This window comes from Arthrobacter crystallopoietes BAB-32 (assembly GCF_000328305.2).
GTDB classification, from domain to species: Bacteria; Actinomycetota; Actinomycetes; order Actinomycetales; family Micrococcaceae; genus Crystallibacter; species Crystallibacter crystallopoietes_A.
On the sequence record NZ_ANPE02000296.1, the window covers coordinates 1 to 11,142 of the forward strand.

Genomic DNA, 11,142 nt, shown 5'->3' on the forward strand with positions numbered 1-11,142 from the left:
CGAGGGCGGCGACGTCGAAGGGGGACAGGACCCGGTCGGCCGTGGAGGAGCCGGTGACCATGCCGGACATGCCGTGTCCGCCCTGGACGGTGTCGGCGGCCAGCGCGCGGGCGACGGCCTGGCGCATCCGGTTGATGTTGAAGACATCGGCGCCGGTGAGGGCCTCGGCGGCGGTGTGGAGGCGCTGCAGGTGGCCTGCGTCGCCGTAGGTTTCGCCCAGCCCGGTGACCCCGGCGTCGGTGTGGACCTGGACGATCGCGCGGAGCGCGAACGGTTCGTGCACGCCGACCGTGTTCAGCAGCGGCGGGTCCGCGAACGCCACCGGCGTGATCGTGATGCCCGTAATGGCCACCTGGCCGAGGTGCTCGGAGCAGAGGCTGGTTGCGGGCGCGGCGTCGGCGACAGACATAGGGTGGAAGTCCTTTCACGGAGAGCCAGGGAGGGCACAAGATTCACTTCACGCTAATCGGGAGCAGTGATGCGTGTCCAAGATCACTTATGCACCGGACGATGCCGGATCGGTATCGGTGCTGTGCGGGCAGACGGCCTTCAGCGGCCGCCGGATTCCTGTTCGAGCCGCCTTTTCGAATTGATGAGGTGCGTGCGCATGGCGGCGGCAGCGGCCTGCGCGTCTCCAGCTTCAATAGCGGCCAGGACGGCGTCGTGTTCGGCGGAGACCTGGGCGAGGCGGACGGCTTCGGCTTTCGTACCGCTGGTGTCCAGGCGGTGCCGTGGCATCGCGATCATGACGGGGCCGAGGCTGCCAATGGCGTTGGCCAGGTACGGGTTGCCGCTGGCCTCAGCCACGGTTCGGTGGAAATCGAAGTCGTGGCGCAAGGCCGCGGCGGGGTTGCCCTCGGAACGGGTGAAGGCGTCCAGGGCGCTGCGCAGCATGGCCATCTGCGAGTCCGTGTGCCTGCGGGCCGCGAGTGCCGCCGCCTCGGTTTCGATCCCGACCCGGTACTCCATCAAGTGGCGGCGCTCTTCGAGCGTGCGGACCTGGCCGACCGGGTGCTGCGGCTGGGCATCGACAGCGGGAGGAGTCAACGCAAAGCTGCCGGCGCCGCGCCGGGTGTGCACGAGCCCTTCGGCCTGCAGCCGGGTGATGGCTTCGCGCACCACTGTGCGGCTGACCCCGTGTTCGGCGATCAGGGTGTTCTCGCTCGGCAGCTTCTCGCCGGGGGCAATGGCGCCGTCTATGATGCGGCGGCGCAGGTCGTCAACCAAGGCGGTGGTCAGGTTCTGCTTCATCGTTCCAATGCTTTCCTCGTGCGGAGGTGGGACAACGACGGCGGTGGGGCGCCGCCGTCGTTGTTGGGGAGGGGAGGAGGATGAGGGGAGGGGAGGAGGATGAGGGGAGGGCGGCAGGCGCCGGCTCAGGCGCGGCCGAACTCCACGCTCTCCGTGGTCCAGGCTCGGGCCTGGTCGCTGAAGGTGAAGCCGAGGCCGGGGCGGTCCGGAACGATCATGCGGCCGTCCTTGGTCTCCAGCCGCTCATTGAACAGCGGGTCGAGCCAGTCGAAGTGCTCCACCCAGGGCTCGCGCGGGTAGGTGGCGGCCAGGTGTAGGTGGATCTCCATGGCGAAGTGCGGGGCGAGGTCCAGGCCGGCCTGGTCCGCGAGGGTGGCCAGGCGCAGGAACTGCGTGATGCCGCCGACGCGCGGAGCATCCGGCTGGATGATGTCGCAGGCGCGGGCGGCGATGAGGCGCTCGTGCTCGGCGACGGAGGCGAGCATTTCGCCGGTGGCGATGGGGGTGTCCAGCGCGGCGGCGAGGGCGGCGTGGCCTTCGGCGTCGTAGGCGTCCAGCGGCTCCTCGATCCAGACCAGGTCGAACTGCTCGAGTTTCCGGCCCATGCGCAGTGCGGTGGCACGGTCCCACTGCTGGTTCGCGTCCACCATGAGCGGCACGTCGGCGCCGATGTGCTCGCGGACGGCGGCGACGCGGCGCAGGTCCTCGGCGTTGTCCGGCAGGCCGACCTTGATCTTGATGCCGCCGATGCCCTCTTCGAGGGAGCGGCTGGCGCGGTCCTTCACTTCCTCGATGCTGGCGTTGAGGAAGCCGCCGGAGGTGTTGTAGGTGCGGACGGAGTCGCGGTAGGAGCCGAGGAACTTGGCCAGCGGGAGGCCCGCCCGCTTGGCCTTCAGGTCGTAGAGGGCGATGTCCAGCGCGGCGAGGGCCTGGGTGGCGACGCCGGAGCGGCCCACCGAGGCGCCGGCCCACAGCAGCTTGTTATACAGCTTGGCGATGTCGTTGGGATCCTCGCCGATCATGGTTTCGGCGACTTCCCGGGCGTGGGCGTACTGGGCGGGGCCGCCGGCGCGCTTGGAGTAGGAGAAGCCGAGGCCCTCATGGCCCTGCTCGGTCTGGATCTCGGCGAAGAGGAAGACCACTTCGGTCATGGGCTTCTGCCGGCCGGTGAACACCTTGGCATCCGAGATGGGAGTGGCCAGGGGCAGTGTCGCCGTGGAGAGCTTGACGTGGCGGATGGCGTCGGTCAGGTAGGTCATGGCAGTCCTTGCAGCAGGAGAAGTTGGTCCACTGATAGTACAAGTAGACCAACTTCTATGACAAGTGTGAGGGGCGGGCGGCTGGCTGTGACGCGGCTCGGCGGCGGGGGCTCAGGTGAGGCGGGCCTCGGGGCTCCTGGTCTTCGCCGGGTCGCGCTCCGCCAGCCCGCCGACGGCCTCCTCGATGGCTTCGATGGTGGCCGGATCAAGCTTCACGCCGACGGCCTTGACGTTGGATTCGACCTGCTCGGGGCGGGAGGCGCCGATGATGGCTGACGCAACGTTGGGATTCTGCAGGACCCAGGCGATGGCCAGTTGGGCCATGGTCAGCCCGGTTTCCTCGGCGATGGGCTGCAGCCGGTGGACGCCGTTGAGGACGTCGTCGGAAAGCCACCGGCTGATCATGTCCGCGCCGCCCTTTTCGTCCGCCGCGCGGCTGCCCTGCGGCACGTCGGCGCCGGGCTTGTACTTGCCGGTGAGCACGCCCTGCGCCACAGGCGACCAAACGATCTGGGAGATCCCGAGCTCCACGGACGCCGGGACCACCTGGTCCTCGATGACCCGCCAGAGCATGGAGTACTGCGGCTGGTTGGAGATGAGCTGGATGCCCAGGTCCTTCGCCAGCGCGTGGCCGGCACGGAGCTGGTCCGCGGTCCATTCGCTCACGCCGATATACAGCGCCTTGCCGGCGCGCACCACGTCGGCGAAGGCCTGCATGGTTTCTTCCAGCGGGGTTTCGACGTCGTAGCGGTGCGCCTGGTAGAGGTCGACGTAGTCGGTCTGCAGCCGGCGCAGCGAGCCGTCGATCGACTCCCGGATGTGCTTGCGCGAGAGCCCGGTGTCGTTGTGGCCTTTCGGGCCAGTGGGGAAGTAGACCTTCGTGAAGATCTCCAGCGATTCGCGCCGCTCATCCTTCAGCGCGCTGCCCAGCACTGTCTCGGCGGCCGTGTTCGCGTAGACGTCGGCCGTGTCGAAGGTAGTGATCCCCGCGTCCAGGGCCGCATGCACGCAGGCGGTGGCGACATCGTTCTCCACCTGGGAGCCGTGCGTCAGCCAGTTGCCGTAGGTGATCTCCGAAATTTTCAGACCGCTGTTGCCCAGATACCTGAATTCCATGCTGCGATGCTACCGGCCGGGCCGACCGTAGCGGTGTTCGGGGCGGCCCGTGCTGCCGTACCGCAGGTGGATTTCGACCGCGCCGTCATCGGCCAGCGCCGACAGGTACCGCTGCGCCGTGGCACGGGAAATGCCGACCTTCCGGGCGACCTCGGCGGCGGACTGCTGGGTCTCCGGCACCAGCGCCTCCAGTACCGCGGCCTCGGTGGCGGAGCGGGTGCGGGCAGCCGGCGCACCGGACTCGCCCGGATGCAGGGCGTGCAGGGCGCGGTCCACCGTGTCCTGGTCGATCGAGGGCTGCTCGGCCAGCAGCCGGCGGAACCGGGCGTAGGCGCGCAGCTTCCGGGACAGCTGCTCCGCGGTGAACGGCTTGATCAGGTAGTCGAGGGCGCCGCGGCGCAGCGCCTTGCGGACCGAGGGGGCGTCCGCGGCCGCGGTGAGCATGATGACGTCCACGTCCAGGGTGCGCAGCAGGTCCAGCCCGAGCGCATCCGGCAGGTAGACGTCCAGGAGCATCAGGTCCGGCTCCTGGCCGTGCACCGTGCGCAGGGCCTGCTCGGCCGAGCCCACCGGCGGCAGGGCGGTGAAGCCCGGGACGGCGTCCACGTAGCCGGCGTGCAGCCGGCCGACATGGAAGTCGTCGTCCACAATGAGGACCTGGAAGTCGGTCATAAAGTCTCTCCTGTCCCTGTTGGTTCCACGGTCCCCGGCAGCCGGGCGCAGAAGACGGCGCCCGGTCCGCCCGGCCGGCCCGGATCCGCCACCCATACCTCGCCGCCGCGGCGGCGGGCGAGCTGCCGCACCAGCGGCAGCCCGAAACCCTGTCCGTGGATGTCCGGCAGCTCCGGCACCTCGGGCAGCACGCTGTTGCCCTCCCGGCCATCCCAAACGGAGTCGCCCTCCGCAGTGGTGAAGCCCTCGGCGAAAATCCGCTCATAGCCCGGCCCGCCGCCGTCGTTGTTTCCGGCAGTGTCCAAGGGCGGCAGGCCGTCGCCGGAATCCGCCACCACCAGATGCAGCGTGCCGCCGTCGCCGGTGAGTTCGTCCATGACTTCAACCTCGACCCAGCGCTCGGGATTCCCGCCCCGCACCGCTGCCCGCACGGCGTTGTCCACGAGGTTGCCGATCACGGTGGTCACGTCCTGCGGGTCCGTGATCCGGCCGCGGATCAGCGTCTCCGGCCCCACCCGCAGCGTGACCCCGCGTTCGGCCGCCTCCGTGCTCTTCGCTCCGATGAACGCCTGCAGGTACGGATCCTGCAGCAGCTCCACCTGCTCGGCCGGATAGGTCAGCGGGCCGGTCTGCATGATCCCGGAAACATAGTCATGCGCCTCGGCAGGCCGTCCGATCCCGAGCAGCCCGGCGATGGTGTGCAGCCGGTTGGCGAACTCGTGCCGCTGCGCGCGCAGTGCGGTGGTCAGCGCGCCAACGGCATCGAGCTGCCGGGTCAGCGACTGCAGCGCGGTGCGGTCCCGCAGCATGATCACCCAGCCCAGTTCCGGGGCACGGGGAACAACGACGGCGGTGCCTGCCCCGGGGCGGTAACCGCGCCTTCCCGGGGTGCGGCTGGGCTGCACTTCGCGCGCAGACAGGATCAGCACGCGGGAGCCGACCACCTGTTCCACCGTGGGGGACTGCGGGTCGGCGGCGGCCAGCAGGCGGTCGAAGGAATCCGGCAGGCCGGCCTCGGCGAGCGGACGGCCGACCAGGTCGGCGGCGATGTCGAAGCCGAGCAGGCGCTTGGCTTCGCGGTTGAAGACGGTGATCTTCCGGTCCGCCGAGACGCCGATGACCCCCTCGTCCACGCCGCGCAGCACAGCCTCCTGGTCCTGCACCAGCGCGGCGATCTCCTCCGGCTCCAGTCCAAGGGTCAGCCGCTTGAGCCGCCGGCCCAGCAGCAGCGAGGCGCCGGCACCCAGGGCCAGTGCACCGGCCGCGGTGGCCGCGATCGGGAAGATGCTGCCGGCCAGGCTCTCCAGCACGTCTTCGCTCGAGAACCCCACGCTGACCTCGCCCACCACTGCGGTGGAACCGGGTGCGTACACCGGGACCTTGGCCCGCGCCGAGTGCCCCAGCGTGCCCTGTTCCTGGGTGGTGACTTCCCGCCCGGCCAGGGCCTCGGAGGGATCCGTGCTGACCATCTTGCCCAGTTCGGCCGGATTCGGGTGGGCCAGGCGCAGGCCGGTGTCATCGGTCACCACCACGAACAGCGCGCCGGTGCGCTGCCGCACGTCCTCCGCCAGCGGCTGCAGCGGGCCGCCGGCCAGGGCCTCTGCGGAGAGCTCGGCAGGGGAGGCGTCAGCGAGGTCGGCGGTGGCCGTCCGGACATCACCGGAAGCCGCCACGGTCCTGGCCACCGCCAGCGCTTGGCGTTCGGCCTCGTTGCCCAGCCGCTGGTAAGTCAGCAGGCCGATTACCACAGCCGACAGCAGCACCACCAGGGCCACGACGCCCACCTGGAGCAGGAGCATGCGCGCGGAGAAACTCATCCGCGGCGCATGGCCGCCGGAGTCCTCCACAGTGCCTCCCTAGGGACGGCGGAAGCCGCCCTCCGAGCTAAATGAGCAAAACGTGCGCAATAAGCAGTATGCACCTCAAGTGAGATAAAGCGCCATCCGTGATCGAGGCCACCCTACAGTCTGTAGGGCCGGTCACACCGGTAAGCGTTTTACGAAGGAGTTGCAGTGCTGGTTTTCCTGGGATTCGCGATGATCGCGGTCTTCATGGCGCTGATCATGACCAAGAAGCTGACCCCCGTCTTGGCCCTGATTATTGTCCCCACCATCTTCGGCCTCTTCGCCGGAGCCGGATTGGGCTTGGGCGACATGGTCCTGGAGTCGATGAAATCGCTGACGTCCACAGCAGCACTGCTCATGTTCGCCATCATTTTCTTCGGCCTGATGATCGATGTCGGCCTGTTCGATCCGCTGGTGCGCTTCATTCTGCGCACCCTCGGCAACGACCCCGCGAAGGTCGTGCTCGGCACGGCCGTGCTCGCCGCCGTCGTTTCCCTCGATGGAGATGGGTCCACCACCTTCATCCTGACCACGGCCGCGATGTTGCCGATCTACCACCGTCTGGGCATGAGCCCCGTGGTCCTCACCTGTGTCGCCGGCCTGGCCAACGGCACCATGAACATCGTCCCCTGGGGCGGACCGACGGCGCGTGCAGCAGCCGCCCTCGACGTCTCGCCCACCGACGTCTTCGTCCCGATGATCCCGTCCCTGCTGGCCGGCATCGTGATCGTGATGATCTTCGCCTGGGGCCTCGGCCTGAGCGAGCGCAAGCGCCTGGCCGGCGGCGTCGAGAACCGCAAGGGCAAGCCTGACCTGTGGCAGGACGAGCCCGGCACTGGCGGCGCCACCGGCGGCAAGAAGGGCAAGGGCGGCAACGGCGGAGGCTCCGGCACCGCACCCTCCGGCGCCCCCGCCACCGGCGGCTCCGTGGCCGTCCTGGAAGCTCCCGCCGAGGAGACCACCGACTCGTCGCTGGTCGGTTCCGCCCTGGACCCGAATCGCCCGACCCTGCGTCCGCACCTGTTCTGGTTCAACCTCATCCTGACCGTGGCCGTGATGGTCGTCCTGGTACTGGACATCGTCCCGCTGGCCTACGTCTTCATGATCGGCGCCGCGCTGGCCCTGATGGTCAACTTCCCCCGGGTCAAGGACCAGGCCGCGCAGCTGGTCGCTCACGGCCAGAGCATCGTCGCCGTCGTCTCCATGGTGATGGCCGCCGGTGTGCTGACCGGCGTGCTGGACGGCACCGGCATGGTGGATGCCATGGCCAGCTGGCTGGTGAACATCATCCCCGAATCGATGGGCCCGTTCATGGCCGTCATCACCGGCCTGCTGAGCATCCCGATGACGTTCTTCATGAGCAACGACGCGTTCTACTTTGGCGTGCTGCCGGTGCTGAGCGAAACCGCCGCGCACTTCGGCATCGCCCCGGCGGAGATGGCCCGTGCCTCGATCACCGGCCAGCCGGTGCACATGCAGAGCCCGCTGGTGCCGGCCATCCTGCTGCTGGTCTCGCTGGCCAGCGTGGAACTGGGCGACCACCACAAGAAGGTCCTGTGGCGCTCCGCGGTCGTCTCGCTGGTGATGCTCGCCGTGGGCATCCTGCTCGGCGCCATCCCCTGGGGCTGAGTCTGAGCTAACGACGCCGGCACCTGAGGTGAGTTGCGAAACTTGCCTCAGGTGCCGGCGTCGTTAAGCCTCCAGCCGTCGGGCCCGCAGCACGCTGTCCGTCAACGTGCCGGTTTGGCCCTCCGGCCCGGTGATATCCCGGTCGACGGAAGCAACGGTTTCCAGCGCCCAGCCGGGGGACTGGAGCCCCAGCGCCGCCGCAAGCTCCGCGGCGGTCGGGAGCGGCTCCTGCGGCTCGGGGTGGCGGGACCACGGCGGAAAGGACTCGTGCCCGACCACGAGCAGGCGGCCGCCGGGAGCCACCGCCCTGGCCGCCGCTTCAAGCACGCTGTTCCGGGGCAGCTCCACTGGGGAATGCAGGAACTGCGCTGACACCAGATCGAACCGTGTGGCGGGCTCCCATCCGGCCAAATCCAGCCTGCGCCACTGGATCCGGTCCGCTACTCCGGCCTCCTGCGCGTGCTGCGCCGCCCGTTCCAGCGCCACCGCGGACACATCGATCCCGGTGACCTGCCAGCCTGCGAGGCCAACCAGATGGCATCCGCGCCTTCGCCACAGCCCAGGTCCACGGCGGTGCCCGGGGCGAGGCCGGAGACCTCGCGGACCAGCATGGCGTTGGGCCGGCCGCTCCAGACCTGGTCCCGTTCGTTGTAGAAGGATTCCCAGAAGTCGCCGACAGCGTCTACCACTGGCCATCCCGGGTGTACGGCCGCGACCAGAGAGCGACCTGCAGCAGGACGGCCTTCAGCCAGGCCTCCATCATGGCTTCCACCTGTTCCGCGGACTCCTCGCGCTTGGCCAGGAACGGGCGGATCGTCGTCGTAATGGGTCCGGTCAGGGCGATCAGGTGCCGCAGCGGGACCACCGGCGTGGAGCCCACCTGGTCCGTCTCGTTCTTGTGCTCCGGGGTGTGCCGCAGCGCGATCTCGTTCTGGTAGTCCAGCCACTCCTGGTCGTAGGGGCGGGTGCAGGTGTCGCGGATCCACTGGCCGAACCGTGCGCGCACCGCCTCAAGGTACTCGGCGATCGGCGGGCCGTCAGGGCGGGAAAAATGCGCGACCAGGTGCGGCTGGCCGGCCACGAAGCCGTACCAGACGTCGAGCACCTTCTCCACCTGGCCATCCAGCAGCTGGCCTGCCCGGCGCAGCAGTTCGGCGTCCCTGTTGGTGAACATGACGCTTGCCTTGAGTTCCTCCAGTTCTGCCAAGCTGACCGGGGAATGGCTGGCAGCGCCATAGGTGTAACCCGGGATTTCAGGACTCTTCGGTGATTGGACCGACATGGCCGACCTCCAAGTGGTTGGGAGGCCATTAATACTCCGGGCCGTGTGGAAGGGCAACGGGGGGGGCGGAACCGGGACCGTTGGGGACCACGGCTGGCGGTTCCTGCGGAAAGGACATACGACGGCGGTGCCCCGGTGCCGTCGATCGCGGAACCGGGCACCGGCATGGGTTCGAAACGCTTAGGTGCCGGCGGGGGCGAGGACGATGTCGAAGCGGGTGCGGGCCCAGGTTCCGTCGAGTTGGCGGCCGTTGGGAGTGGGGGTCCCGGCTGGCTGCTGCTCGAACGTCTTGATGAGGGAGTCTTTCACTCCGAAGACGCTGTCGCCGATCTCGATCTGCGGGTCGCCGTCGACGAAGATGTGGGTGACGAGGGTGCGCAGGTTTTGTGCGGTGACCATGAAGTGCAGGTGGGACGCGCGGACGGGGGAGCGGCCGGTGGCTTCGAGCATCTTGCCCACGGGCCCGTCATGCGGGATGGGGTACGGGGTCGGTGTCAGTCCCCAGAAGCTGTAGTTCCCGTTTTCGTCGGTGTAGAGGTGGGCGCGGCCGGCGACGCGGCCGTCGGTGTATTGGACGTCGTAGAAGCCGTCGTCGTCGGCTTCCCAGACCTCGATGCGGGCGTTCGGGACGGGGTTGCCGTGGGTGTCGGTGACGGTTCCTTCGACCCAGCAGGGCTGGCCGGTGGCGCCGCCGGCGATGTCGCCGCCGTGCGCGATTTCGGGGGCGGTTTCGGTGAAGAAGGGTCCGAAGACGGTGGCTTCGGTGGCGTTGCCGATGGTTTCGTTGTTCACGGCGATGGTCTGCATGGAGGCGCCGAGGACGTCGGAGAGCAGGATGAATTCCTGGCGTTTGTCGTCGGTGATGTGCCCGGCCGCGGTGAGGAATTCGATGGCCTGGTTCCACTCGGTTTCGGTGAGCCGGACCTCGCGGATGAAGGCGTGCAGGTGCCGAGTCAGGGACTGCATGAGCTGCTTCAGCCGCGGGTCTGCAGTGTTCTCGAAGGAGGCGACGACGGTGTCGACCAGGTCCTGCTCGACCTGCTGCTGTTCAGGCGTGATGCCGTTGATGGTGGTTTCAGTCATGGGGGGTGCCTTCTTAGAGGTCGGTGAGGGTCTTGGGGTCGTCGCCCGCGGTGGCCGCGGCCAGCAGGGCGGTGAGGTTCTCCGGCGTCGCGGTGCGCGGGTTGGAGGCGGGGATTACGGGCAGGATCAGGTCCACCGCTTCGGGGATGTTCTCCTCGGCGAAGCCGTAATCCTTCAGCGCCTTCGGCGCATTGAGGGTTTCGCGGAGCCGGTTGAGTCCGTCGACCGGATTTTCAGTGCCGAACGCTGCCGCGATCCGCTCGGCGGCGGCCGGGGCGGCGGGCGCGTTGAACGCGAGCACGTACGGGAGCACGGTGGCGTGGGTCTGGGCGTGGGGCATGTTCCAGGTTCCGCCGAGGACGTGGCAGATCTTGTGGTGCATGCCGGAGCCGGCGGAGGCGAACGCGACCGCGGACAGGTACGCCCCGTACAGCGCCTGCTCCCTGCCGTCCAGCCCGGCCGGGTCCTGGGTGATCAGCGGCAGGCCCTGGTTGAGGGCGCGGATGCCTTCGGCACCGAGGGCCTGGTTGATCGGATCGGCCCGGGGTCCCCACATGGAATCGATGCAGTGAGCCATGCCGTTCAGTCCGGAGGCGACCGAGAGGTCGACGGGCAGGGACAGGGTCAGGGCCGCGTCGTAGATGACGGTGGCCGGGAGGACCTTGTCGTCGACCCCGGTAGTCTTGCGGGCCGCTTCGGTCAAGCCCCAGACGTTGGTGGCCTCGGAACCGGCGTAGGTGGTCGGGACCGCGACGATCGGGATGCCGGTGGTGAGGGCGATGGCCTTGGCCAGGCCGGTGGTCGAGCCGCCGCCGACGCAGACCAGCAGGTCGATGCCATGCTCGGCCGCAGCGGCCCGGGCCTTCTCGGCCTTTTCGACCGGTACGTGCGGGGCGACGTCGTCGTAATCCAAGGCCACGTCGATGCCCGCGGATACCTCCCGGGCGATCGCGGCCTCGAACTCGGAGGCGATCACCATCACCTTCTGCGCGCCGAACCGCTCAAC

11 protein-coding genes and 1 pseudogene are annotated in these 11,142 nt (G+C 68.9%); 1 reads left to right on the forward strand and 11 read right to left on the reverse strand.

What is annotated here, in order from left to right; genetic code table 11:
- The 6 genes and pseudogenes from D477_RS20225 to D477_RS20250 form a co-directional block, all read right to left on the reverse strand.
- Positions 1-409 (reverse strand): annotated as a pseudogene (locus D477_RS20225) (glucarate dehydratase); the annotation flags it as partial.
- A gap of 140 nt (positions 410-549) precedes the next feature.
- Positions 550-1,251 (reverse strand): FadR/GntR family transcriptional regulator, encoded by a 702-nt coding sequence (locus tag D477_RS20230; RefSeq protein WP_005274901.1) that lies wholly within the window; start codon positions 1,249-1,251, stop codon positions 550-552.
- Positions 1,252-1,376: 125 nt separating this feature from the next.
- Positions 1,377-2,510, reverse strand: a complete 1,134-nt coding sequence (locus tag D477_RS20235; RefSeq protein WP_005274905.1) for an L-talarate/galactarate dehydratase — start codon at positions 2,508-2,510, stop codon at positions 1,377-1,379.
- Between the two features lie 111 nt (positions 2,511-2,621).
- Positions 2,622-3,626, reverse strand: coding sequence for an aldo/keto reductase family protein (locus D477_RS20240; RefSeq protein ID WP_005274909.1), 1,005 nt, complete (start codon positions 3,624-3,626; stop codon positions 2,622-2,624).
- A 9-nt stretch (positions 3,627-3,635) separates the two neighbouring features.
- Positions 3,636-4,298 carry a response regulator gene (locus tag D477_RS20245; protein WP_005274911.1) on the reverse strand — a complete coding sequence of 221 codons (663 nt, stop codon included), beginning with the start codon at positions 4,296-4,298 and terminating at the stop codon, positions 3,636-3,638.
- On the reverse strand, positions 4,295-6,145 hold the full coding sequence (locus D477_RS20250) for a sensor histidine kinase (RefSeq protein ID WP_005274913.1): 1,851 nt from the start codon (positions 6,143-6,145) through the stop codon (positions 4,295-4,297). Before D477_RS20250 ends, D477_RS20245 begins: the two co-directional genes overlap by 4 nt.
- 165 nt (positions 6,146-6,310) lie before the next feature.
- Here D477_RS20250 and D477_RS20255 point away from each other — a divergent pair, with 165 nt between their 5' ends.
- Positions 6,311-7,771, forward strand: coding sequence for a CitMHS family transporter (locus D477_RS20255; protein ID WP_005274916.1), 1,461 nt, complete (start codon positions 6,311-6,313; stop codon positions 7,769-7,771).
- Between the two features lie 63 nt (positions 7,772-7,834).
- Here D477_RS20255 and D477_RS20260 read toward each other — a convergent pair whose 3' ends face one another.
- The 5 genes from D477_RS20260 to D477_RS20275 all read right to left on the reverse strand — a co-directional run.
- Positions 7,835-8,257, reverse strand: a complete 423-nt coding sequence (locus D477_RS20260; RefSeq protein WP_005274922.1) for an SAM-dependent methyltransferase — start codon at positions 8,255-8,257, stop codon at positions 7,835-7,837.
- Positions 8,212-8,460: a hypothetical protein gene (locus tag D477_RS23460; RefSeq protein WP_005274924.1), complete on the reverse strand. Its 249-nt coding sequence runs from the start codon at positions 8,458-8,460 to the stop codon at positions 8,212-8,214. The genes D477_RS20260 and D477_RS23460 overlap by 46 nt, the downstream gene beginning before the upstream one ends.
- Complete coding sequence (locus D477_RS20265; RefSeq protein WP_005274927.1) at positions 8,454-9,053, reverse strand: protoglobin domain-containing protein; 600 nt, start codon at positions 9,051-9,053, stop codon at positions 8,454-8,456. The genes D477_RS23460 and D477_RS20265 overlap by 7 nt, the downstream gene beginning before the upstream one ends.
- Positions 9,054-9,233: 180 nt before the next feature.
- Positions 9,234-10,136 (reverse strand): intradiol ring-cleavage dioxygenase, encoded by a 903-nt coding sequence (locus tag D477_RS20270; protein WP_005274930.1) that lies wholly within the window; start codon positions 10,134-10,136, stop codon positions 9,234-9,236.
- 13 nt (positions 10,137-10,149) lie between these two features.
- On the reverse strand, positions 10,150-11,142 hold a 993-nt coding region (locus D477_RS20275; RefSeq protein ID WP_005274933.1), incomplete at its 5' end, for a maleylacetate reductase.

Excerpts from the sequence above, each read along its gene's own strand:
- D477_RS20270 (WP_005274930.1), bottom strand. The coding sequence starts at position 10,136 with ATGACTGAAACCACCATCAACGGCATCACGCCTGAACAGCAGCAGGTC.
- D477_RS20235 (WP_005274905.1), bottom strand. The coding sequence starts at position 2,510 with ATGACCTACCTGACCGACGCCATCCGCCACGTCAAGCTCTCCACGGCG.
- D477_RS20230 (WP_005274901.1), bottom strand. The coding sequence starts at position 1,251 with ATGAAGCAGAACCTGACCACCGCCTTGGTTGACGACCTGCGCCGCCGC.
- D477_RS20245 (WP_005274911.1), bottom strand. The coding sequence starts at position 4,298 with ATGACCGACTTCCAGGTCCTCATTGTGGACGACGACTTCCATGTCGGC.
- D477_RS20240 (WP_005274909.1), bottom strand. The coding sequence starts at position 3,626 with ATGGAATTCAGGTATCTGGGCAACAGCGGTCTGAAAATTTCGGAGATC.
- D477_RS20265 (WP_005274927.1), bottom strand. The coding sequence starts at position 9,053 with ATGTCGGTCCAATCACCGAAGAGTCCTGAAATCCCGGGTTACACCTAT.